Annotated in this window: 20 protein-coding genes and 1 tRNA gene; 4 read left to right on the top strand and 17 right to left on the bottom strand. The window is 62.5% G+C overall.

Going from position 1 to position 23170, the window contains the following annotated elements; translation table 11 throughout:
- Window positions 1–2: 2 nt before the first annotated feature.
- From V4529_05910 to V4529_05895, 4 genes are read right to left on the bottom strand one after another with little or no spacing between them, the layout of a single operon-like run.
- A complete protein-coding gene (locus V4529_05910) occupies window positions 3–2726 on the bottom strand; it encodes a sigma 54-interacting transcriptional regulator (protein MES2357861.1) in 2724 nt (907 codons plus the stop codon).
- A 6-nt stretch (window positions 2727–2732) separates the two neighbouring features.
- Window positions 2733–3080 carry a hypothetical protein gene (locus V4529_05905; protein ID MES2357860.1) on the bottom strand — a complete coding sequence of 116 codons (348 nt, stop codon included), beginning with the start codon at window positions 3078–3080 and terminating at the stop codon, window positions 2733–2735.
- A gap of 1 nt (window position 3081) precedes the next feature.
- On the bottom strand, window positions 3082–3375 hold the full coding sequence (locus V4529_05900; GenBank protein MES2357859.1) for a hypothetical protein: 294 nt from the start codon (window positions 3373–3375) through the stop codon (window positions 3082–3084).
- Between the two features lie 2 nt (window positions 3376–3377).
- A complete protein-coding gene (locus V4529_05895; GenBank protein MES2357858.1) occupies window positions 3378–4601 on the bottom strand; it encodes a HAMP domain-containing sensor histidine kinase in 1224 nt (407 codons plus the stop codon).
- A 109-nt stretch (window positions 4602–4710) separates the two neighbouring features.
- Here V4529_05895 and V4529_05890 point away from each other — a divergent pair, with 109 nt between their 5' ends.
- Both V4529_05890 and V4529_05885 read left to right on the top strand, forming a co-directional pair.
- On the top strand, window positions 4711–6543 hold the full coding sequence (locus V4529_05890; GenBank protein MES2357857.1) for an NYN domain-containing protein: 1833 nt from the start codon (window positions 4711–4713) through the stop codon (window positions 6541–6543).
- Between the two features lie 114 nt (window positions 6544–6657).
- The gene (locus tag V4529_05885) at window positions 6658–7281 is read left to right on the top strand and encodes a DNA-3-methyladenine glycosylase (GenBank protein ID MES2357856.1); all 624 of its coding nucleotides are present in this window, start codon (window positions 6658–6660) and stop codon (window positions 7279–7281) included.
- A 10-nt stretch (window positions 7282–7291) separates the two neighbouring features.
- Here the strand turns inward: V4529_05885 and V4529_05880 are convergent, their stop codons facing one another.
- From V4529_05880 to tdh, 3 genes are all read right to left on the bottom strand, one after another.
- Window positions 7292–7945, bottom strand: coding sequence for a hypothetical protein (locus V4529_05880; GenBank protein ID MES2357855.1), 654 nt, complete (start codon window positions 7943–7945; stop codon window positions 7292–7294).
- 13 nt (window positions 7946–7958) lie between these two features.
- Window positions 7959–9164, bottom strand: coding sequence for a glycine C-acetyltransferase (locus V4529_05875; GenBank protein ID MES2357854.1), 1206 nt, complete (start codon window positions 9162–9164; stop codon window positions 7959–7961).
- A 101-nt stretch (window positions 9165–9265) separates the two neighbouring features.
- The gene (gene tdh, locus V4529_05870; GenBank protein ID MES2357853.1) at window positions 9266–10294 is read right to left on the bottom strand and encodes an L-threonine 3-dehydrogenase; all 1029 of its coding nucleotides are present in this window, start codon (window positions 10292–10294) and stop codon (window positions 9266–9268) included.
- Window positions 10295–10528: 234 nt separating this feature from the next.
- Between tdh and V4529_05865 the strand changes: the two genes are divergently transcribed.
- A complete protein-coding gene (locus V4529_05865) occupies window positions 10529–10870 on the top strand; it encodes a hypothetical protein (GenBank protein MES2357852.1) in 342 nt (113 codons plus the stop codon).
- Window positions 10871–10941: 71 nt separating this feature from the next.
- On the opposite strand, the gene V4529_05860 is transcribed toward V4529_05865, so the two are convergent.
- The 3 genes from V4529_05860 to V4529_05850 form a co-directional block, all read right to left on the bottom strand.
- Window positions 10942–11091 (bottom strand): hypothetical protein, encoded by a 150-nt coding sequence (locus V4529_05860; GenBank protein ID MES2357851.1) that lies wholly within the window; start codon window positions 11089–11091, stop codon window positions 10942–10944.
- A gap of 227 nt (window positions 11092–11318) precedes the next feature.
- Window positions 11319–12086, bottom strand: coding sequence for a hypothetical protein (locus tag V4529_05855; GenBank protein MES2357850.1), 768 nt, complete (start codon window positions 12084–12086; stop codon window positions 11319–11321).
- Between the two features lie 131 nt (window positions 12087–12217).
- Window positions 12218–13399, bottom strand: coding sequence for a class I SAM-dependent rRNA methyltransferase (locus V4529_05850; protein ID MES2357849.1), 1182 nt, complete (start codon window positions 13397–13399; stop codon window positions 12218–12220).
- A 39-nt stretch (window positions 13400–13438) separates the two neighbouring features.
- Between V4529_05850 and V4529_05845 the strand changes: the two genes are divergently transcribed.
- Window positions 13439–14302, top strand: a complete 864-nt coding sequence (locus V4529_05845) for an HD domain-containing phosphohydrolase (protein MES2357848.1) — start codon at window positions 13439–13441, stop codon at window positions 14300–14302.
- Between the two features lie 88 nt (window positions 14303–14390).
- Here the strand turns inward: V4529_05845 and mltG are convergent, their stop codons facing one another.
- The 7 genes from mltG to V4529_05810 form a co-directional block, all read right to left on the bottom strand.
- A complete protein-coding gene (gene mltG / locus V4529_05840; protein MES2357847.1) occupies window positions 14391–15407 on the bottom strand; it encodes an endolytic transglycosylase MltG in 1017 nt (338 codons plus the stop codon).
- Window positions 15408–15410: 3 nt separating this feature from the next.
- On the bottom strand, window positions 15411–15815 hold the full coding sequence (ruvX, locus tag V4529_05835; GenBank protein ID MES2357846.1) for a Holliday junction resolvase RuvX: 405 nt from the start codon (window positions 15813–15815) through the stop codon (window positions 15411–15413).
- Window positions 15816–15850: 35 nt separating this feature from the next.
- Window positions 15851–17104, bottom strand: coding sequence for a transcription termination factor Rho (rho, locus tag V4529_05830; protein MES2357845.1), 1254 nt, complete (start codon window positions 17102–17104; stop codon window positions 15851–15853).
- Window positions 17105–17167: 63 nt separating this feature from the next.
- Window positions 17168–18115, bottom strand: a complete 948-nt coding sequence (locus V4529_05825; protein ID MES2357844.1) for an MlaD family protein — start codon at window positions 18113–18115, stop codon at window positions 17168–17170.
- A 52-nt stretch (window positions 18116–18167) separates the two neighbouring features.
- Window positions 18168–18241 (bottom strand) — tRNA-Arg (locus tag V4529_05820).
- A 151-nt stretch (window positions 18242–18392) separates the two neighbouring features.
- Window positions 18393–19805 (bottom strand): amidohydrolase family protein, encoded by a 1413-nt coding sequence (locus V4529_05815; GenBank protein ID MES2357843.1) that lies wholly within the window; start codon window positions 19803–19805, stop codon window positions 18393–18395.
- Window positions 19802–23140, bottom strand: a complete 3339-nt coding sequence (locus V4529_05810) for a glycosyl hydrolase (protein ID MES2357842.1) — start codon at window positions 23138–23140, stop codon at window positions 19802–19804. Before V4529_05810 ends, V4529_05815 begins: the two co-directional genes overlap by 4 nt.
- Window positions 23141–23170 lie beyond the last annotated feature (30 nt).

Here is a 23170-nt window from a genome sequence, read left to right as displayed (position 1 = left end):
AGTCAGAATCTGCGCCGTATGCGTACGAAGAAACGGAGTGGCTCGCCCCCGTCGGTCACGGCTTTCGCGACATACGCGCCAAGCAGCCCGAGATCGAGTCCGGCACCGACGTCAGCCTTGTAACTGGACGGCCATGGCGTCGTGGTGCGCCAGCCGCGGCCGACGTCAACGAAGAACACTCCGACGGGGCTCGCTGTAAAACCGACGCTGCGCAGGCGCAGTGCCGGTATGTTGAAGATGTCGAATGGGTGCGAGGCAAGCTGCGTCCGCAGCTCGAGCTGACCGAGTACGATACGATCGCACATTACGGGATTGTCCGAAGCAACTACGCCACGCGCCGTGCACTGCATCACGTCCGGTCCATCCTGCGTCTCGCGGAATTCGTAACCGGGCAGAACCCCCGAGCCTGTCACGGAAAGCTTTCGCTCCAGTGGCAGCTCGTCGCCGCTGACCCAGCCGCCAGCGACGATTCTCCCGTCCAGCTGCGTGCGGGGAGAGACTCTGTTGTAACGCCGCAGATCGAAGAACACCCGACCGTATGAGATCGGTTGCGGCGGCGATGAAATGCCGGAAGGAACCGGATTCTGAACCTGCGGCGCGAGTATCGCCGATGGGCTCGACCCGTGCTCGAACGTACCGGTCAGGTACCATCCACCACTCGGTTCCCGTTCGTCGTTGCGCGTATCGAAGGTGCCGCTGAAAGTCAGAAGATGAAAGACACCTTCGTCGACCACCGGATTCTGCCGCCACCGTGCAGTGGGACGAAACAGCGTGAATGGATTCTCCTCGTCGGTGCTGGACCAGCGTTCCACGGCATAGCCGGCGGAGAACGCGGCCTTTCGGCTGAACGTCCACGAAGTACTGATCCTGCCGCCATGGCGGCCGTAGTAATCGCGGTAATCACGTCGAAAGAGAAACGCCGCAAGACCCTCTTCCGGCTCCGTCAGTTGCCAGGATTCGATCGGTGATATTACGCTGTACAGCCGGCCTTCGAGTCCAAGCGATTTGTCCGGACCGAAGCGCGTTCTGATCCGAAGGTCGTGTCCGCCGTCCGGCTCCGCAGTGCTGAAGCCGCGGGCGGTACGCGCGATCAGATACGCCGTCCCCTCCAGCGCGAACTTTGGTGTTTCAATCGTGAGTGCGGGCCCCAGCAGAACCGACAACCCTTCCACGCGGTTGTACGTTTTCCCCGACGACAGGCTTGGCTCGAGATGGATGTACGGGCGATCGTCGTTGCTGGGATAATCGTACGCGGTAGTGGTATCGCTGATCGTCGTGTCTGGACGCGCCGGCACGCCCTGGGCAGCAAGCGTTCTGGGTGAAGTTGACAGCGCGGCCAGTAACGACAGCGAACAGAGCGCCAGCACCGTCGCAGCCATGCCAAGCCGCTTCATGCGCCGATACAGATTTGCGCGATCGGTTTGCAGCCGGCGCGCTGCTTCGGCAACGTTTCCGGACGCCCACGCCAGTGCATCGGCGATCATGCGCCGCTCCATGTCGTCCAACGTATCCGTAAGACCGCGATCATCGGAGACAGCGGTGCTTGCGGCGTTTGTGTCACGCGGGACGGGAAGCACCGCGGCGATGTCTCCGGTCCCGATGTGGGAGTCATTGCTGAGGATTGCGAGGCGCTCCACAATGTTCGCCAGCTCGCGCACATTGCCAGGCCACGCATACGATCGCATGCGCGCCTCGGCGTCGGCCGACCACGTGAGCGTGGGGCGGCCCGTGCGCTGATGCTGGATCTCCGAAAAATGGTGAATCAGCTCGACCACGTCGTTGCCTCGCTCGCGCAGCGGCGGCAGGTGGATCGGAATGACGTTCAGTCGAAAGTAGAGATCCTCGCGGAACTCACCATCGTCCACCGCCTTTGCGAGATCGTGGTTGGTCGCCGCAATGATGCGTACGTCGACCTTGATGGTCTTGTTTCCGCCGACGCGCTGAATCTCCTTGGCCTCGATGGCGCGCAGAAGCTTGGCCTGTGCTTCCATGCTCAGGTCCCCTATCTCGTCGAGAAACAACGTTCCGGTGTCGGCCAGCTCGAACTTGCCGATGCGGCGCTCGGCGGCACCGGTGAACGATCCCTTCTCGTGGCCGAACATCTCGCTCTCCACGAGGTCGCGAGGAATCGCGGCGCAGTTCACGCGCACGAATGGACGATCGCGGCGTGGGCCGTGCTCGTGGATCGCGGCTGCGACAAGCTCCTTGCCCGTTCCGGACTCACCGCTGATCAGAACGCGCGCATCACTGAGTGCGACGCGTGCCGTCAGCTCTCGAACACGGACCATCGCGCTGCTCGAGCCGACCATTTCGCCTGTGCGGCCGAGCTCGGCGCGCAGCACGCGTGCCGCGCGGCGAGCCTGTCTCAGCTCGAGTGCGGAGCCGAGTGCAAGGAGAACGGTCTCGGGTGCGAGTGGTTTCTCCAGGAAGTTCACCGCGCCGACCTTGGTTGCGCGCACTGCATCGCTCAGCGACGCGCGGCCGCTCATCATGATCACGGGCAGATCGGACCAGCGCTCGCGAATCTTTGCAAGGGTGGCGATGCCGTCCATTCCGCCCGGCATCATGAGATCTATCAAGGCGACGTCCGGCTCCTCCTCCTCGACCGCTCTTACTCCGGCAGCACCGTCGGCGGCTTCGCGCACCTCGTATCCTTCAGCGGAGAGAAGCGCGCCGACCATCCGGCGAATGTTCGGCTCGTCGTCAACGATCAGTACGCGCTGCACGCTGTGTCAGGACCGTCGCGCGGCTTCGGACAGGACGGTTCCGTCCGGCTGCATCGCCGGCGCAGCCGCACCGGGCGCGGGCGCGGCCAGCGCGGAAGGCGCACTCGTACGGACTTCGGAAAGCAGCTTGGTGGTGAACCGCTGCCCTTCGGCGATGCGCTCGACCTCCGTTGCCATTGCTTCGATGGACTGCTCGATTCTGTCGAGGCGCGTGAAGAGCTCGCCCGTCGGAAGCGCATCGCGCGCCGGTCGTGATTCCACTCGTCTCGTGTAACTCCGCACTAGTGGTATTCCAAGCACGATGCCGAGTATCATCATCATTCCGCTGACCGGTACTATTACGTCTGGACCCATGTCAAACTCTCCGTGTTGCAGCGTCCACGTTCTCGAGCATGCGCGGCTCGCGCTCGTTCAACAGTCTGGTGGTGAAGCGCTGTCCCTCGCCTATGCGTTCGATCTCCGCTGACATTGATTCCATCCCCGTCTCGATTCGCTCCAGCCGCGCAACGATATCAGCGACTGGCAATTGTGCCTGGTGTTCCTTTGTCCGATTACCGCGACGCAGGTACATGACACACACCGGCAGCACGGTAGTCACCGACACGAAGCAGATGCCTCCGATGAGTGCTGCAAATACATCCTTGTCCATGATCAAGTCTCCGTCATCAAGGCATCGATCGGAAGGGTGAACTCGATCCTGGTGCCCGTTCCAATGTCGCTGTATGCCGATACCGACCCGTCGTGCGCCCACACGGCCTGACGTGCAATCGCCAATCCAAGTCCGGTACCACCTGCCTTATTAGTCACGTACGGCTCCCAGATGCGTTTCAATTGCTGCGCGCCGATTCCGGGGCCGTTGTCCTCGATCTGAATATTGACTGCTCGCTTGCCCTGCAGAGACGATTCGGACACCCGAACGGTCAGCTTGCCCTTGCCCTCGCACGCATCGACTGCGTTGAGCAGCACGTTGGATACCGCGCCGGCGAGCGCGTCGTGATACCCCAGTATCATTGGAAGTCCCTCCGCGACGGTCAGGTCCAGCTTCATCGTGGGTGGAACCGTAGCGGTCGCCGCATATCGCACCAGCTCGCCGATGTCGATCTGCGATGGTGGTCCTTCCGGCAGGCGTCCAAACTGTGCGAAGCTGCGCGCGGTACGTTCGAGTCGCTCAGTTTCAATCGCGAGAACTTCCACCGTTTCAGCGAGTTCTGGCGGTGCGCCGCGACGCAGACGATCGATCGCGAAGCGAATGGGTGTCAGCGGATTCTTGAGCTCGTGGGCAACCTGGCGCGCGCTCTCGCGAAATGCGCGGAGGCGCTCCGCCTCAACGGCGCGCTGACGGCCGAGATCGAGTGCCACGGCGGCCATCTTGAGTCTCTGGCGAAGTATCTCGAATTCGGGCGCTCCACGTTTTCGCGGCGCTGACGGCAATTGCTCGCCACGCCTTATGAGCTCGGTCCAGTCGACCAGCTCGTCGATCGGCCTGCTCAACTGTCTGCTGAGATGTCCCGCAACGCGCGAAGCGCCGAATCCGATCGCCGCGAGAACGATGATCGATGACACCACCACCACTTCGGCACCGCGCCGAACCAGGTAATTGAAGCGCTCGGCCTGCTCCAGCGAGGCGCCCAATTCCCGTTCGTGTTCGCTGAACGCAGCGCGCTGTTTTCGGTTGAGCGGGGCCGTCTCAGCCGCCGCGATCGCGCGCCGGCCCGTCGCTGCCACGCTGTCCCAGCCTGCGCGACCGGTCACGATTGGGAGCGCGCTGCCGAGCGTGACGCCCCACAAAACCGTCAGCAAGGCCGCTGGCACCAGCGCGAAAAGTGACAGGATCAGGAACAGTCGCGTACGGTAGTGCAGTTGCTTCGGGGGCATGTCCTTGTAAATTACAGGGGATTGCGCGACTTCGAGGATCCGCTGCCACGGCTAAAGCCCCGGCACCGGCACCTGAAGTCGCGCGCAGTGAAAACTCAAAACCGAACGTATGCCACCTCGTCACATCCGGCCCCCGGTCGCAGTTCGCGGCCCGGTAGCGCCGGTGCATCGCGGCCCACAGGCCGCCACGCTCTCCGCTTCCGGAGGCGCCTTCCACGCTCCAAACGCTGCTCTCCTCATCGATTTCGACAACGTCACGATGGGAATTCGCTCGGATCTGAACGCCGAGCTACGCAGCCTCCTCTCATCGGACATCGTCAAGGGAAAGGTATCGGTCCAGCGCGCCTACGCCGACTGGCGACGATACCCGCAGTACATCGTCCCCCTCTCCGAATCCTCGATCGATCTGATCTTCGCGCCGGCCTACGGCTCCTCCAAAAAGAACGCCACCGATATCAGACTCGCGATCGATGCCCTCGAGCTCGTGTTCACGCGACCCGAGATCGGCACGTTCATTCTTCTCAGCGGCGACAGCGATTTCTCGAGCCTGGTCATCAAGCTCAAGGAATACGGCAAGTACGTCATCGGCGTCGGCATTCGTGAATCATCCAGCGACCTTCTGGTTCAGAATTGCGACGAGTACTACAGCTACAACGCGCTCGCCGGCCTGGTGAACACACGCGAAGAAGAAGTCGCCAAGTGGGATCCTTACCAGCTCGCTGGCGAAGCTGTCCAGCGCATGAAGCGCAACGGCGACGTGATGCGCGCCGATCGCCTCAAGCAGGTGATGCAGCAGATCGACAGCTCGTTCGACGAGAAGAACCTCGGCATGTCCAAGTTCACCCGCTTCGTGCAGGAAGCCGCGCACCGGGGGATTCTGGCCTCGCACAAGATGGACAACGGCCAGCTCGAGGTCGATCTGCCGAAAGCCGGAGCTGCCACCGAAGCGCCCGCCGAGGGCTCCACTGCGGCCCCACCTGCAGCAGCAGGTGTCGCAGCGCCTGTACGTGAGCCGCGCAGCCGTCGCGGCCGCGGTGGACGTGGTCGCGATCGTGAAGAGCGTCGTCCGCGCGGCGAGCATCCCGAGACCTCGGCGACAGCAGAACACGCGATCGTCGAAGCACCGGCAGCGCCCGCGCAGTCGGAGTTGTCGTTTGCCGCGCACGCCGCACCGGCCGCAAGTGAGCGCGCGCCCGAAGCGGTTGCAGAACCAGTCGCCACTCCGCCAGTCGCCACTCCGCGAGTCGCTGCCCAGCCAACGGTCGCGGCGAGCGAGGACGGGATCGGTGTATCCGGCACACGGCTCACTCGCGACGAAGCATTCGATCTGATGCGCCGCGCCGTGGAATACATCGCGACGCACGGCGGTAACACGCGCGCCAGCGACGTGCGCCGGGTTGCGCGCGAGCTGCTCGGCCGCGACAGCGAGAGCCTGAGCGAGCGCAACTTCACGCGCATCCTCAAGGACGCGCACGACTCCGACATCATCGATCTGCGACGTCGCGGCGATGACTACGAAGTGCGTCCCGCCGTTGTTGCTGCTCCCATCGTGGATCAGCTCGGCGCAGCGGCGATTGCCAACGCGCCCAAGCCTGCCGCGAATGCGACGCCCGCTCCACGCGGGATGGGACCGCGCGGCGTTGGCGGACGGGGCCGGCATCCCGGTCCAAAGGCAGCTGCCGTTCCAATGGATCTTCTGTCAGTCGGCGTCGTGGATTACGACACCCCGGCGGTATCATCTGTCGCAGTGCCTGCCGTCGTAGCTCCTGCGGACGCAGCAGGTGCGGTTGCGACGCCAGCGGCACCGGCAAAGCCAGCGCGTGGACGCAAGGCTACGGCGAAGAAGGGCGTCACCCGCGCGCCGAAGGCTGCCCCTCCGGCCAAGCCAGTCGCAAAGGCCGCGGCGAAGTCAGCCCGAAAGAAGACCGCCGGCAGAAAGTAGCTGCTGCGCTGGAGAAGTCGTTGTCGTCGCCAGAGAGGGAATCCATGTTCGTCTACTCTTCCATGGATTCCCTCTTCGGCATTATGCAACTCATGACGAGCACCGTGAAGTGACGTGAAGCCAGGACGCATCATCCCTGCGAGGTTCTACGAGCGCGACACCGAGATCGTAGCCCGCGACATGCTCGGAAAGTTGCTGCAGTGCAACACTCCCGAGGGAGCGACGAGTGGGATCATCGTCGAGACCGAAGCGTACGTCGGCGAGCATGATGCAGCATGTCACGCAGCCGCTGGCCTGACCGCGCGGACTGCGCCATTGTACGAGCGCGCGGGGATCGCGTACGTGTACTTCATCTATGGCATGTACTGGTGCGTCAATGCAGTTACGCGCGCGACCGGACTTCCAAGCGCGGTGCTCGTTCGAGCGGTCGAGCCAGTCGAAGGGATCCCGCTGATGCGCCGCCGCCGTCCGCACGCCCATCGCGACCGCGACCTGACCAACGGGCCGGGCAAGTTATGTCTTGCGATGGGAATTACCGGCGCGATGAACCGGCAATCGTTGCAGCGCGGCTCGCTTGTGGTTCGCGACTACGCATCCTATCCGGATTCCACGGTTACAGTAACGCCGCGCATCGGCATCCGACACGCGGCGGACTGGCCGCTCCGCTGGTTCGTTAGCGGTAACGAATACGTATCCGGAAGTCGTCAGCCCGGTCTGCGAACGCGTTCGCGGGAATGACGACCCCTGTTTACTGCCCTTCTATCGACGTCCCGAAGTTGTAGCGGACGCCGGCCGTTATGCTCGTGATCGGCTTGGTCACGAGGAACTGGCTGCTGGACGGTATGAAAGACGCCTGAGCAAAGATTGCGGTGCGGTTTATCTGCCACTGCGCGCCGGCGAGAGCGAACACGGAGCTGCGGCTGCGAGCATCGTCCACCGTCGAGCCCAATCCCGATGGAACCGGAGTGTTGAGCGAGTCCGGCTGAATGTCGGCGCTGCCGATGAGGCTCAGCGCGTAACCGAGTCCGGCGTACGGACGGAAATGTCCGGAGTGCCACGGGAACGCGACGCCGCCGATCGATACTGTCCGGAGGTCGTGAAGCGCGACCGGTCGTGTTCCATTGGACGCACTCGGATCAGCGACACCGGCCGTGCGCGAAAAACTCGCCTGATCGTACGATACATAGAGGCCGCCGTCGGTCCGCGTGATCATCCACTCAGCGCCCACTGTGCCGGCCTGCGTGGTCGAGCTGGCGGGAGTTCCGATCGCCGTGGTTCCGGCGTGCAATCCCCAGAACCATGAGTTCCGGAACAGCTGCTCCTGCTGCGCATGAGCCGTCGTGGCCGCGAGGCAGAGAAGTAGAGGAATAGCGGCGAGCAAACGACGGCGGGTGCGGCCCATGAAGTCTCCTACATTATGAGATGATCCGCAGCTGCCTCCCGACTGACGTGATGGCAGCAACGGCGCGATCCAGATCGTCCCGGGAGTGCGAGGCGCTTATCTGACAGCGCACCCGCGCCTCGCCCTGCGGCACGACCGGAAAGCCAAAGCCTGTGACAAAGACGCCTTGGGCCAGCAACATGTCACTCATGCGTATGGCCGCGGACGTCTCTCCAACGATTATCGGCACGATTGGCGTCTCTCCTGCGAGGGGCTTGAACCCCGCTTCCTGGATCGCTCCGCGGAAGTAGCTCGCGTTATCCCGGAGCCGCTTCACTCGGTCAGGATGACTGGTAAGGAAGTTCACAGATGCGAGCGCGCTGGAGGCCACTGTGGGCGGTAACGCGTTGGAGAACAGCTGTGGGCGCGAACGTTGGGTCAACGTGTCGCACAGTGCCGTGGCGCCCGCCACGAAGCCACCGGCGGCGCCGCCCAACGCCTTGCCGAGAGTCGAGGTGATGATGTCCACTTCGCCGAGCACGCCGAAATGCTCGGCGGTGCCGCGTCCCGTCTTGCCGAGTACGCCGGTCGCGTGCGAATCATCCATGACCACTATCGCATCGTGCTCGCGCGCGATGTCGAGTATCTCGGGCAGCTTCGCGATGCTGCCTTCCATCGAGAAGACTCCGTCGGTCCAGATGATGCGCCGGCGGGCGGACTTCGCGCCACGAAGCTTGGTGCGCAGGTCGTCCATGTCGGAGTGGGCGTAGACGCCGGTCGTGCACTTGGTGATCGACTTGGCGAGTCGCATCGAGTCGATGATCGACGCGTGGTTGAGAGCGTCCGAGATGACGAAGTCGCCTTCCTGCGCGATCGACGCAGTCAGTCCCTCGTTGGCATTCCATGCAGAGACGTAGCTGAGCGACGCCTCGGTTCCGACCAGTTTGGCGAGCGCGCTCTCGAGCTCGCGATGGACGGTGAATGTGCCGCAGATGAAACGGACACTGCCGGTTCCCGCGCCGAATTTCTGAAGTCCTCTTATCCCCGCGTCGACGACATCGGGCTCGTCACAGAAGCCGAGGTAGTTGTTGGAGGAGAGGATCAGGACGTCGCCGCGGCCTTCCATCTTCACGTGTGCCGACTGCGGAGACTCCAGGTAGTTCAGCTGCTTGTAGACCTTCTCGTCCTTGAGCTGCTGGATGGACGCTTCGAGGGAGGAGACGAAATTCTTGTTGATCATTTTATATCACCAGATGTGGGTAGCGAACAGAGTCGTCGTGCCCGTTTTCGCGGGTACGACGACTCTGTAATGGCTTTCGCGGGATCACGATGCACGGGGCGTCAGTCCGCAATCTCGAAAACGACCTTGCCGGCATGGCCGGATTTGATGGCGGCGATTGCCGCATCGAAATCGGCGAGCGGGAATCTGTGCGTGATGACCGGTGTCGGATCGAACTCGCCGGAGCGGAGGAACCGCGTCATCTGGATCCAGGTGTCGTACATCCTCCGTCCCACGACTCCGTAGATGGTGATCCCCTTGAAGATCACCTCGGTCGCAAAGTTCACATCGATCGGTTTGGAGGGGATGCCGAGCATCTGAACCCTGCCGCCAACGCGCACGAGTCCGAAGGCTTGATGGATCGCCGAGGGCACGCCGGACATCTCGAGCACGACGTCGGCGCCGAGTCCGTCGGTCGCAGCCTTGACCGCCGCTTCGGCTTCGGCGGGATGAACTACGTCGTGCGCGCCCATCTGTTTTGCGAGCGCCAGACGCGTCTCGTTGACGTCCGACGCGATGATCCGCGATGCGCCCGCCGCCTTGCATATGCCGACGGCGAAGATGCCGATCGGCCCGCATCCGGTGATGAACACGACGGAGCCGGGAATGTCTGCGGTGAGCGCCGTATGGAACGCGTTCCCCATGGGATCCATGATTCCGCCGATCTCATACGGAGTGGAATCGTCCAGGTGCCAGACGTTGGTCGAAGGCATCGCGATGTACTCGGCGAAGCACCCGTCCCGGTCGACGCCGATGATCTTCGTATAGGGACAGACGTGTGAATTACCAGTGCGGCAGAGCAGGCAGCGCCCGTCGACGATGTGTCCCTCGGCCGTTACCCGATCGCCCTCGTGAACGTCTGTGACCAACTTGCCGACACTAACAACGTCGCCGGAAAATTCATGTCCGACGGTGAACGGCGGATGACAACGGCCCTTGGCCCAATCGTCCCAATCGTAGATATGCACGTCGGTGCCGCACACGCCAGCACGCCGAACTTTGATCAGCACTTCGTCGTCGCGTATCTCCGGGATGGGGACATCGCGCATGGTGAAACCCGGACCTGCGACAGCTTTGACAAGCGCTTTCACGCGTTCAACTCCGAAACATGGTGAGTGGTGCTTTGGTGGTGACGACGAAATCTGTAACTAAAGTATTGCCTTGCAAATACGCGATCCGTATATTCTCTTGTAGTTACGAATTCGTATTGCGCGAAATGCGCTGAATTCGTAACGGCGCGGGCGAGCAGAATCAGTCCGCGTGCTGTGCCCAGGCGGCCCACCGGGGGAACGCCGGGAAGGTGAACTCCGATAGGAGATGCAATCATGGCAGCAGCGAAGAAGGGTGGTCGTAAGAAAGCAGGTGCTCGCAAGAAAACCGCTCGCAAGGGCGGCGCGCGCAAGGGAGCCCGCAAGGGCGGCGCACGCAAGAAGACCACCCGCAAGGGCGGCGCACGCAAGACCACCCGCAAGGGCGGCGCGCGCAAGAAGAGCACTCGTAAGAAGACCACCCGCAAGAGCGCGGCTCGGAAGAGCTCCGGCCGTAAGAAGACCGCCCGTAAGGGCGCTGCGCGCAAGAAGACCGCGCGCAAGAGCTCTCGCCGTAAGTCCAGCTCTCGTCGCAAGGCCAGTGGTGCCGGCGCCGCGGGCGCAGCAGTCACGATGTAAGCAGTTGCACCAAACAAAAAGGCCGGCGATGAGCCGGCTTTTTTGTTGCCTGTAATCAGTGCACCAACCGTCTAGGCGGCTTTCGACGCGCCGTCTGCAGGATCCGGCGCTGGACCCCACACGTAGGTTGAAAAGATTGGCGTGGGCTCTTCACGCGAGCCACTCGATATGATGATGCCAAGCGGCTCGTCCGAGCGCTTCGTATCTACGTTCTTGGGCATGCTGGTTACCTCCTTCATGCGCCTCTATAAAGCACGGCAGGGGCCACGCTGATCTGGCTTTCTTCGAGCGCGGCAAGTGCCACTGGCGCAACGATTTACGAACGATTCAGGAATGTGCGCGCCCGATCGTGAGCGTCAGCGGCGATACGAATGGACACACAGAAACGCAAATGCCCGTGTCAATTTGACACGGGCATTTTGCCATCGCATGAGATGATGCAACGCGGTTATGCGGCGCCCTTTCTGGCCACGAAACTTGCCGGAACGCTTCCGTGCAGCTCGACCGATATCTGCCAGCCGCGATACTGTGCGGAGAGTTCGTGCATCGTCGATTCATCGTGATCCGTCGCGCTGACCAGATGCACGCCGCCATCGCGCGTTACTTCCTGGAGCAGGCGGATCGCCTCGCGCCGCTCTTCGCTGGACAGTCCGCTGAAGGCGCTCTGTGAGCACACCACGGCGCTCAGCTCCACTTCGCGCGACCATTCTCGCAGGTCGGCGATGTAGCCGTGTACGCGATCCAAGAGGCCGGCTTCCTCGGCGGCGTTGACTATGCGCTGAACAGCGCCGCGCTCGTTGCCGACCGCGAACACTTCATAGCCGTGCGCGGCCAGATAGCAGGCGACTCGCTCGTTGTCATCGCCGCTCACGAGCACGTTGGAATCCGCGGGTGGACGGACTTCGCGTGCGAGCGCGCAGTCGGGAGCGAATCCCCAGTGCTCCGGACGCTGACGCTCGCGCTGATCCTTGAGCCGCTTCCGTCGCCATGTCTCGTAGCTGACGAGTCGCAGGCGCTTGGAGATGATCCGGTCCACCTCTTCCCACACGACCAGCTCGGTCAGCGCGAGCTGCTGTTCGTCACGCAACGCGCCCACGGCTTCGTCCCCGAGTTTGAGGAGTGCGCGACGAGGCAGCGACTCCTTGTACGTCTCGATTTCATTCTCGACGTAGAGCTGGTATTCATAGCGAAGCGATCTCTGCGGCCGATTGGACATGCGCACTTGAAGCTAGAGTCGGGAGATCGGCGCGCAAGGGGCGCGGCACGAATGCCAAACCCGCTTGCAGGCCGGCTCTGTACGCGCTGGACACTCCGTTGTGTTTCGACTGCTGGTTTCGCATCTCGACTTCAAATTTCCGCTTCGAGCAGCGCACCTTTCAGATAGCCGGTTTCCGGAACGGTCAGGAGCTCCGGGTGATCGATCGGCTGCCCGGTGAACTCTCGCAGGATCATGCGACGGCCGCTGTCGGCAGCCGCCGCGCGAAGCATGTCGAGGAATAACGGCTTGGTGAGGTGGAAGCTGCAGCTTGCGGTGAACAGCAGACCGCCCGGCTTCAACAGTCGCATGGCTCTCATGTTGATGTCCTTGTAACCGCGAATCGCGCCAGGCAGCGAAGGTTTGTTCTTCGCGAAGGCAGGCGGATCGAGGACGATCGTGTCATAGTGCGTTCCGTCGTGCTCCCTGTCACGCAGATACTCGAACGCGTCCGCAACGACGAAATCGACATTGGTCAGCTCGTTCCGCCGAGCATTCTCGGCGGCCCGTTCCAGCGCAGGAGCGGATGCGTCCAGCGCGGTAACGGTGTCGGCATTGCGCGCCAGGTGCAGCGCGAACGAGCCGTGATAGCTGAAGCAGTCGAGCGCGCTGCCTCGCGCAAGCTGGCCGATCAGATGTCTGTTCTCGCGCTGGTCGAGAAACGCCCCGGTCTTCTGTCCCATCCATGGCGCCGCAAGGTACCTCACACCGTACTCGTCTATCTCGATTTCCTGCGGGACGTCGCCATGGAGCAGCACTGTTTCCCGCGGCAATCCCTCGCGTTCCCGCGAGCCGGCGTCGTTTCGTGCCAGAATGCCTGACGGCTTGAACAGATCGATCAGAGCGGCTACAATCTCGGCCCTGCACGCTTCGATGCCCGCGCTGGACAGCTGCGTCACGATGTGCTCGCCGTACCTGTCGACCACGAGCGATGGCAGGCCGTCGCCTTCGCCGTACACGACGCGCCAGGCATTTGTGCGGCCTCCCAGTATCGCGCGGCGTGCATTCGCGGCTGCTATCCGGGCCTTCCACCATGACCTGTCAATCGTGGCGCTGGCGTCCCGGTCCAGCAGTCTGAGCGATATTTCGGAGCGAGGGCTCCACAGCGCCAGGCCCAGTGGCTTGCCGCGTTGGTCCCCTACTTCGACGATTCCGGCGCTGGAATCTGGCGGCGAGACGACGTCGCTCCTGAAAATCCACGGGTGACCGGAGTCCCACCGTCGAGCGCCACGTGCTGAAACGGTCGCTGCGGGGCGGTGTCGAGTTGACGGCATCCCGGAAAGTACATGATTCTTGCGTTAGGAGCCGCATCGATGAAGCGACCACTAAAGACCACGCGCCATGTTGCCGCAGTACTTGCTGCTGCCGTCCCGGCCACCGCCATGCCGTTGCGCAAACGGCAGCATACGCCCGCGAAATTCGAGCGACTCGGTGCTGCAGCGCTCGAGACGCTGCTGAACGCAATCGACGCAAACGACCCCATTACCGGCGCGCACGTACGCCGCGTCGCGCGATATTCTCTCGTTCTTGCGGATGCGATGGGCTGTGATGAGCACGATGCAAGCGTCGTCGAGCGCGTGGCCCTGTTCCACGACATCGGGAAGATTCACGAAGCTCTCTTCGACGTGATTCACGATCACAGCAAGCTCGATCGGCATGAGCGTAGAGAGATTCGCACTCATCCCGAGCGCGGTGCGAAGGTCCTCGAGCCGCTCGCGGCATTCTACGCCGATCTGCCCAAGGGCGTCGTGGCGCATCACGAGCGCTGGGACGGATCCGGCTATCCGCGCGGGCTCAGAAAGAAGGCGATTCCGCTGTCATCACGAATCGTCGCGATCGCCGATACGTTCGACGCGATCACTCACTCACGACGCTACCGGGCCGGCAGGAGCGTGACCGTCGCCATGGGAGTGATTGGCGATGGGCGAGGGACACAATTCGATCCGGATCTGGTCGATCTGTTTCTCGCACCGCCCGTGATCGCGAACGTGCGTGCTGAAATGCGCGCAGCATCTACGGTCGAGCGAACCCCGGAGCGACGCAGGCGCACACCGCGTGGCGAGCGCGTCGATGCACCCGACGTCAGCTTTCGGTGGCGAGACACTGCGCCGTGGCAACACGCCGCTGCAGTGGAAGCCAAACGCTCACCCGCGCGCAAGACGGGGGCCCGCCGATAACGATCGGACAACGCGCCGGCTCGTTGCGGGAGCAATCAATCTCCTGAAAATGCAGGAGATCGATCTGTCAGCTGCAGGGTTCGTATCGCTAACGTGCGTTGTGCTTGTTCTTCGGCGCGCTGTCCGCATTGCGTTCCGCCCGCACGGCACGCTTCGCCTCCTCGTGACCGGCCATCGTTTCGCGAAATTCATGATGTCCGTCCGGCGCAGCGACGAAATAGAGAAATGGCACCTTTGCCGGAGCCAGCGCCGCGCGCAGGCTGGCACCGCCCGGTGATGCGATGGGTCCGGGTGGCAACCCGGGATGCAGATACGTGTTGTACGGTGAGTCGATGGTCAGATCCCGATACAGAACCCGCTCCGTGTGCCGGCCCAGTGCGTACTGTACCGTCGGATCGGCCTGCAGCGGCATGTTGAACTTGAGGCGATTGTAATAAACTGCTGCGATCACCGGACGCTCCTCCGGAAGGCGCGCCTCCTTCTCGACTATCGATGCCATGGTCACTATCTCGTGCCGGCTGCGACCCAGTGCAGCGGCCTGAGCGTCGTACTCGGGCTTCCACTCCCGCTCGAAGCGCCGCACCATTTCGGTGACGGCCTCGCGTGCGGTAGTGCCCGGTGCGAAGACGTAAGTATCGGGGAACAGATAGCCTTCCAGCGTTTCCGCCGGGTCGGCGAGCCGCGCCCGCAGCGCCGAGTCGCGAACCGCTGCCTCGACCGAATCGCTGGTCGTGTTCAGTGCGCGAACGAGTACCGGAGTGATCTGTGTGATCGTGAAGCCTTCGGGTATCGTCACGCGGTTGAGGATGCCCACTCCGCCGTTCATCTCGCCGACCAGATCGCTCCAGCGTGTGCCGCGGCGAAGCAGGTAGGTGCCGGCCTGAATCTGGCGATCCCGTCCTTTCAGCCGCGCATATACGCGGAACGCCAGCGGCGACGTTATGACTCCAGCCGCCGCCATCGAATCAGCCGCCGTGCGGAACGACGCACCACGAGGGATTATGACGCGCACAGCGTTGCCGTGGGGACCTTCGCACGCTCCCAACAGGAGCGCGGTCACAACGGCTGCCGATCTTGCAAACTGTCCGAGCCTGATGGCTTGCATCGGTTATTCGGGGAGGTTGAGCGCGTGCTGCAGCAGCAACGCGGCAGCCATTGCGTCCACGTCGCCCTTGCGACCTTTCACAGACCCGCCCATGTCGCGCACGCTGCGGAGCGCGGCGGCGGTGGTGTAGCGCTCATCCACGTATCGCACTGGAAGTCCGGTGCGTTCCTGGAGCGCCGCGCCTACCACACGCACTTCCGCACAGCGCGCCGTCTCCTCGCCTGCGCCGTCAAGCGGAAGTCCCAATACGAACCCACTCGCCTCGAGCGCCTCGGCGCGACGTACAAGTTCCGCAACCGGCGGTCGCTTTCCCGCACGACGCTCGATGAAACCAGCTGGCGATGCGATAGTGCCGGTCGGATCGCTGATCGCCAGTCCGACGCGTCTGTCGCCATAGTCGACCGCCATCAATCGGCCGCGTGATGTAGGATGCGCTGAATCGGTCAACCTTCAGCCATCTTGCGGAAGAATTCCGCGTTGTTCTTCGTCCGCGCCATCTGCTTAAGCAGAAAGTCGATCGCGTCGGTCTCGGGCATGTCCGACAGAAACTGGCGCAACAGGGTCGTACGGTTGATCTCGCTCTGATCCAGCAGCAGCTCTTCCTTCCGTGTCCCGGATTTGAAGATGTCGATCGCTGGATAGATGCGACGGTCCGCGATGCGTCGGTCGAGCACCAGCTCCATGTTGCCCGTTCCCTTGAACTCCTCGAAGATCACGTCGTCCATCCGCGAGCCGGTCTCGATGAGCGCGGTGGCGATGATGGTCAACGATCCACCGCCGTCGATGTTGCGTGCGGTTCCGAAGAACGCCTTGGGCTTCTGCAACGCGGTCGCCTCGACGCCGCCAGAGAGAATCTTGCCCGTAGTCGGCGCGACCGTGTTGTGAGCGCGCGCAAAGCGCGTTATCGAATCGAGTAGTATGACGACGTCATGACCCGCCTCTACCAGTCTGCGCGCCTTTTGGAGCACCATGTCGGAAACCTGCACGTGCCGCGCGGCGCCCTCGTCAAAGGTCGAGCTGATTACCTCGGCGCGCGGAACAGTTGCCTTGATCTCGGTCACCTCTTCGGGGCGTTCGTCGATCAGCAGCATGATGATCCGAACCTCCGGATGATTCTCCGAGATCGCGTTCGCCATCTTGGTGAGCAGGATCGTCTTGCCCGCACGAGGCGGCGCAACGATCAATCCACGCTGGCCCTTTCCGATCGGCGCCATGATGTCCACGACGCGCATGCTGAGGTCTCCGTCCTCCGTTTCCAGCCGCAGGCGTGTGTCGGGATATTGTGGCCGCAGCGAGTCGAATGGCGTGCGAGTCTTGGTAGTATCCGGCTCGAGTCCGTTGACCTTCTCCACGCGGAGCAGCGCGAGATACTTCTCCCACGGCTTCGGCGGCCGTACTTCGCCGAACACCTCGTCACCGGTGCGCAGATCGAAGCGTTTGATCTGAGATGGTGATACGTACACGTCATCCGGGCCGGCCAGATAGCTCCAGTCCTGGCTGCGGAGAAATCCGTAACCCTCGGGCAGGATCTCCAGCACGCCTTCGGCATGCAGCGATACGCCGGCATCGAGCAGGCTCTGGCCGATCTTCAGGATCAGCTCAGGCTTCGTAAGCCCTTCGGAGTGCTCCACCTGCAGGCCGTCGGCCATGCCGTGCAGCTCGGCGACTGTCTGCCGCTTGAGTTCTGCTATTTCCACAAAAGTTGCTTTACGTGTTGTGTGCGTGTGTTGGATAGCGCTGATGAGTTACGCAGCGCGCGTCTAAAACGTGATGTATCGAAGTGGATGGCTCTTGGCGTCCTGCACTATGGAATCCAGCTGCGCGTGTGCGCGATCCAGTTGCGCGGCGAGCGCAGTCCCCTCATCCGACCGGCCCGCATAGCGGGCGACTCTGCGACGCAGATCGGCAACGGATACGAGCGTTTGCCGAGCCTGCAGGACGAGCGTCGAGTCGCGCCGGAATCGGCCGATCTCGCCACTACCGTTGTTCGCGGCCATGCCAATTGAATCCGCCAGCGCGCTCACGCGTGATGCTTCCGCGCGCAGCCGTGCGCTGTCCCGCACGAAACCGGCGAGCGTGCCACGCGATGCGAGCGCGCGATCCGAGAAATTGTCCAGCGCGACATGCACTGCGTTCGCCTGACGCGAGGAGATACTGGCCAATCCGGACAGATCGTTCGCGGTCGAGTCGAATTCCCTCTTGATCGTGGATGCAGTCGCTGCGATTTCGGTCAGACTGTCGCCGAGCGACGACGCATCCGCCAATCCCGACCGCGCCTGAACCTGCGCGCCGGCGCGCAGCGTGTCGCCGGCGCCGACTCCGGGCGCAGCCGCGGTTCCGACCTCGATATAGATGACAGGACTTCCGATCAATCTGCCGCCCGGTTGAATCCGTACGTCCGAGTTGCGGCGAATGTATCGGACGTATGGATCGAGCACGTCCATCGCGATCGCGATCCGCTCTGCCGTATCGCTAGCCGGCGGCCTCAATTCCACTGAGCGAACCAGCCCGACCTTCTTGCCGGCGAGCCAGACCTCGGTTCCGTTCAGAACGCCGGATGCCATGTCGGTTACCAGATACAGACGCGTCGTCTTGCCGTGAAGCGCTCCGACGCGTGCGAACGACAGAACGGCCGCGACCGCAGCGATGATGGCGACGAGGACGATCAGACCGATTCTGAGCTGGGACCAGTGTTCAACGCGTGGCATGCGGCGGGGAGGGGTGCCGGATTAGAGCCTGCGAGTGGAAGGGGGGGTGCAGTGCGCGCGGCGGGATTCGAACCCACGACCTTCGGCTCCGGAGGCCGACGCTCTATCCAGCTGAGCTACGCGCGCGACTTTTTGTACTCCTGTAAACTAACCGGGTCCCACAACTGGGCGCCACAGAGGTGAAAATACGTCGGGAGCGGACCGTGAAACATTGGTCCCCTCCCGACGCTGTCCTGCCAGTCCGGTCAGTCCGGTCAGTCCGGTCAGGGTGTCCGCATCAGTGCTGCGGACTGGATCCCTGCGCTGGCCGCGCCTGCGGTCCCGAAGGGCCGATCTTCCCTTCCGCCATCTTCAACAGCACGGCAGGGTCGTACACGGTGCCAGCTTTCATAACCATCTGAACGTGCCGGGTGTTCGTGATGTCGCTGAGCGGGTTTCCCCGAATCACGAACAGATCCGCAAGCTTGCCGGGCTCGATGGAACCGAGCGTGGAACCGACGTTCAACGCCCTGGCACCATTGATCGTTGCGATCCGTAGAGCCGCAGCAGCCGGAATACCCGAGACGACCAGAGTCTGCAGCTCGCGGTGCGCGGAGAACCCCGCGAGATACTCGCCGCGGCTCGGATTGTCGGTGCCGAGCGTGAGCGTGCCGCCCGCGTCGTAGAATGCCTTGGTGGTACGTCGCATCGCATAGTACAGCGAATCGAACAACGGAAACGCCTTCCTCGGCGGCTGCTGTTTGACCCACTGTTGTACGTATGGAGTGAAGAACTTGCGCTCATCCACCCAGTAGTCGAATCCAGGCTTGTCGGCGACGGTCGTGAAGTACACCGGTGCCGTGATCGTGGGATCGAACACGACATGGTGCCGCAGGAACAGCTGCACGATGTCCTTGAATTCGCGCGAGGCCGTGTCGACGTGGATCCACGATGGATACGCCGATTTGTCGCGTGACAGTTCATCTCCACCAAGGATGTGCTCGACGCGGTCGATACCCATCAGCACCGCATCTTTCGCGTTGGTGCTGTTTCTGAACCCGGATTCCAGGTGCGCGGTCACGGTAATCCCGTGCAGATGCGCCCGCTCGATGAGTGGCCTGAGATCCTGCGGCGAGATTCCCTTCGCCTTGAAACTCCGGACTCCATTCGCAGCCCAATAATCGACTTCCTTGTAGATGGAGTCGGGTGTGATCCCCTCGGTCCATCCACGTCGTGCAGTGCCGAAGTACGGCCCGGAGTTGTATATCCGGGGCCCGATCTGCTGGTTGCTGTCGATCCGCTTCCGCGTCTCCATCATTCCCTCCGGGTCGTATTCGCCCGCCGGAAACGTCGACGTGACCCCGTTCGCGAGGAAGATGAGCGGGTTGTACTTGTATTCGTCCTGCCGGATTCCTCCCTCGCCCAGAGTCATGTTGTAGTGCGCGTGCATGTCGAAGATGCCGGGAAGCACATATTCGTCATTCGACAACGTGATCACACGCGCACCGGTGGTATCCTCCTCCGCCATGTTCCCATCGGCGACGAGAATCTTTCCCGCACGAATGAAGATGCCGCGATTATGCTCCACCGTGTCACTCGTGGCGGTGAAAATCCACCCGCCACGAATGATCACCGGTTGCGATTGGGCGCGGACCGATACAGGTGTCGCAGAAAGTGCGACGGTACAGAGAGCAAGAAGCGCACGCTTCACGAACGATCCCCGCTCTCTCTGTCCATGTCACCGTCGCCTTCGTCCTCGACCGGGACATCGCTCTTCACTTCGGCGGTGCTCGGTACTATTGCCTTGCCGCCGTGCGATGCGAGGAAACCGTTCACACCCTTGAGCCCGTCCAGCGTGGCGTGAAGATCCTTGAGTTGTGTGTCCAGCTGTGCAGACAGAACCTTGTAGACTGCATACGACTGATCCGTCGGTCGCGCGTCGGCGCCACCGACAACGGAGCCGAGTGCGGCAATCTTGTTGTTGATCCGGATCGGGAAGTTGAGCGGATCTTCGCTCGCATGGCTCTGCGTCTGGTAGATCGCCTGCTCGATGGTGGAAAGCTTCTGAAGCATCGGCGCCGAAGCCTGCTCGAATACTGAACGATCCTTCTCGGCCAGTGCCTTGCCACGCTCGCCAACCTGCCAGCGGACGTTGCGAATGGTGCGGACGGCGTTGTTCGCTGCGCTCAACGTGTCACGGATCCTGATGAGAAACGCGAACTGCTCATCCAGGTCATGTTGCGTTGCATGCGTGCGCGGGTCCTTCACCAGCTCGAACTTCTGCGTTTGCGATACCCCGCCAGTCGTCATGCGCACCGAGTACGTACCCGGAGGCGCAGCCGGTCCCGTAACGCCACCGCCCCAGAACACCAAGCCCTTGAACGTCGCTGCGTCTGGATAGCGAAGGTTCCAGTTGAAGGTGTTGAGTCCGGCCTTGTTCGGGACGCGAGTGCTCTGCGCTGCGCCGCGGCGACCGCCGCGCCCAGCCTGTGCACCCGACTCCGTTCCGCGCACCAGCTTGGCAATGCTGTCCTTGCTCAGGCCCGCTCGCGTAAGACTGTCGCGCATTGCGACGCGCTTTGCGGCGCCAGCGATACTGTCCGCCGCGGCGGCAGAATCCTGTTCGCTTGTGAAGTGGCGAATCAGTTTTCCGCTCGCGTCCAGGAAGTCGAGCGTGACGACCTGCTTCGGTGACTTGAGCCAGTAGTAGACGGCGGCGCCCGACGGTGGATTCGCCGCGCGCGGAAGAGTCCCGTTTGCGCCCGTGCTCGCCCCGCCGTAGAAGTTGGTGCGATAGACCTTGCGCGGTACGAACAGATGCGCGTTGGAACTCACGATCGCCGGCGTCAACTGCTCGAGCGCAGCGATGTCATCCATGATCCAGAAGCCACGACCGTGCGTTGCGGCGATGAGATCGCCGTCCTTGATCGCCAGATCGTGTACCGGCACCAGCGGCAGATTCTGTCGTAGCGACTGCCAGCTCTCGCCGTCGTTGAACGAAACGTAGACACTCCGTTCTGTTCCGGCGAACAGCAGTCCGCGCTTCGTCGGATCTTCACGCACCGTGCGCAGGAACTCGGTGTCCGGAATTCCATTCACGATGAGCTTCCACGTGTGTCCGTAATCGGTGGTCCTGTAGATGTACGGACGCATGTCATCCAGCTGATATCGGTTCGCAGCGACGTACGCAGTGCCAGGCGAGAAATGCGACGGCTCGATTATCGAGATGCGCGTCCATTCAGGCAGATCCTTAGGCGTGACGTTGGTCCAGGTCTTTCCCGCATCGCGCGTCACGTGAATCAGTCCATCGTCCGAGCCGGCCCAGATCTCGCCAGCCGCTACCGGCGATTCCGCGATCGCGAACACGGTACCGTAGTACTCGACCGATGTCTGGTCCTTCGTGATCGGACCACCGGAGGCTCCAAGTGTGCGCGGATCGTGGCGCGTGAGATCGGGACTGATCGCAGTCCAGTGCTGACCCTCGTCCGTCGTCTTGAACACCACGCTGCTGCCCATGTAGAGCGTGCTCGGATCGTGCGGCGATATCACGATCGGGAACGTCCACTGGAAGCGATACTTCGCATCCGCTGCGTCGTGCCCCATCGGATTGTCCGGCCACGGATTCACATCCCGGCTCAATCCCGTGTTTGCGTCGAAGCGAGTGAGAAGACCGCCGTACGATCCCGCAAATACTACGTTCGGCGAATCCGGGCGAACCGCGATGTAGCCGCTCTCGCCGCCGCCGACGTCGTACCAGTCATCGTTGGAGATTCCGCCTTCCTTCCGGCTCGGGCCGCACAGCGTGGATCGATCCTGCTGCGCGCCGCAAACGCGATATGGGAAGTTGGTGGTCGTCTCGACGTGATAGAACTGTCCGCTTGCCTGGTATTCCGGAGTCCACGTTTGGCCGCCGTCATTGCTGACGGTCGCGCCACCGTCGTTCGATTCGATCATTCGCTTGGGGTCGTTCGGTGCGATCCACAGATCGTGATTGTCGCCGTGCGGAACGCTGATCGACTTGTATGTCTTTCCGCCGTCGGTCGAGTGGTTGAAGCCGACGTTGGTTACGTAAACGCCGTTCTCGTCCTTGGGATCTGCGAAGATGCGCGTGTAGTACCATGCGCGCTGCCGCAGACTGCGGCTGTCGTTGAGCTTGACCCACGTGGCGCCCGCGTCGTCGGAGCGAAACACGCCACCGGAATCGGCTTCGATTATTGCCCACAGGCGTCCTTCCTTCGCTGGCGACGCCGTGATTCCGATGTTGCCGATTATCCCCTTGGGAAGGCCAGGATTGCGCGTGATTTCGGTCCAGTGCTCACCTGCGTCGGTGGACTTGAAGATCCCGCTCCCTGCGCCGCCGGATACGAGCTTCCACGGCTCGCGGTAAGCTTGCCAGAAGGCAGCGTACAGTATCTTAGGATTCTTCGGGTCGATCTCGAGGTCGGTGATGCCCGTCGAGTCGTTCCGGAACAGCACCTTTCGCCAGGTCTTGCCGCCATCGGTGGTCTTGAAGACGCCGCGATCCGGATTCGGCCCCCACACGTGCCCCTGTGCGCCGACGTAAACGATGTCAGGGTTGGTTGGATCGATCCGCACCCGCGATATCTGCCGCGTGTCTCTGAGCCCCACGTACGTCCACGTCTTGCCGGCATCGGTGCTCTTGAACACACCGTCGCCGTGCGAGACGTTGCCGCGGATCGGAGACTCGCCCGTGCCGACGTAAACGATGTCGGGATTGGACTGACTCACCGCAATCGACCCGATCGTTCCACCGAAATACTTGTCGGTGACCGCCTTCCATGTGATTCCACCGTCGGTCGTCTTCATGACGCCACCGCCGGTTGTGCCGAGATAGTACTCACGCGGCCTGCTGGGCGAGCCCGCAACGGCAACGGATCGACCTCCTATGAAGGGCCCGATCTCGCGCCACTTGAGCGCGGCAAAGGCCGCCGTGTCATAGGGCGTCGTGGGCGCCTGGGCAAATGCCGACGGCGCCGCAATGGCCACAAGGAGAACGGAACGATAGAGAAAATGGCTGACCTTCACGTACGACCCCCGCTTTAATAGGAACAACGA

It is taken from the genome of Gemmatimonadota bacterium, from assembly GCA_040388625.1.
Taxonomy (GTDB): Bacteria; Gemmatimonadota; Gemmatimonadetes; order Gemmatimonadales; family Gemmatimonadaceae; genus Fen-1247.
This window is presented reverse-complemented; position numbering and strand designations above follow the sequence as displayed.

Excerpts from the sequence above, each read along its gene's own strand:
- V4529_05905 (MES2357860.1), bottom strand. The coding sequence starts at position 3,080 with ATGGGTCCAGACGTAATAGTACCGGTCAGCGGAATGATGATGATACTC.
- V4529_05900 (MES2357859.1), bottom strand. The coding sequence starts at position 3,375 with ATGGACAAGGATGTATTTGCAGCACTCATCGGAGGCATCTGCTTCGTG.
- V4529_05895 (MES2357858.1), bottom strand. The coding sequence starts at position 4,601 with ATGCCCCCGAAGCAACTGCACTACCGTACGCGACTGTTCCTGATCCTG.
- V4529_05890 (MES2357857.1), top strand. The coding sequence starts at position 4,711 with ATGCCACCTCGTCACATCCGGCCCCCGGTCGCAGTTCGCGGCCCGGTA.
- V4529_05880 (MES2357855.1), bottom strand. The coding sequence starts at position 7,945 with ATGGGCCGCACCCGCCGTCGTTTGCTCGCCGCTATTCCTCTACTTCTC.
- V4529_05875 (MES2357854.1), bottom strand. The coding sequence starts at position 9,164 with ATGATCAACAAGAATTTCGTCTCCTCCCTCGAAGCGTCCATCCAGCAG.
- V4529_05865 (MES2357852.1), top strand. The coding sequence starts at position 10,529 with ATGGCAGCAGCGAAGAAGGGTGGTCGTAAGAAAGCAGGTGCTCGCAAG.
- V4529_05860 (MES2357851.1), bottom strand. The coding sequence starts at position 11,091 with ATGCCCAAGAACGTAGATACGAAGCGCTCGGACGAGCCGCTTGGCATC.
- V4529_05855 (MES2357850.1), bottom strand. The coding sequence starts at position 12,086 with ATGTCCAATCGGCCGCAGAGATCGCTTCGCTATGAATACCAGCTCTAC.
- V4529_05850 (MES2357849.1), bottom strand. The coding sequence starts at position 13,399 with ATGCCGTCAACTCGACACCGCCCCGCAGCGACCGTTTCAGCACGTGGC.
- V4529_05845 (MES2357848.1), top strand. The coding sequence starts at position 13,439 with ATGAAGCGACCACTAAAGACCACGCGCCATGTTGCCGCAGTACTTGCT.
- mltG (MES2357847.1), bottom strand. The coding sequence starts at position 15,407 with ATGCAAGCCATCAGGCTCGGACAGTTTGCAAGATCGGCAGCCGTTGTG.
- ruvX (MES2357846.1), bottom strand. The coding sequence starts at position 15,815 with ATGGCGGTCGACTATGGCGACAGACGCGTCGGACTGGCGATCAGCGAT.
- V4529_05825 (MES2357844.1), bottom strand. The coding sequence starts at position 18,115 with ATGCCACGCGTTGAACACTGGTCCCAGCTCAGAATCGGTCTGATCGTC.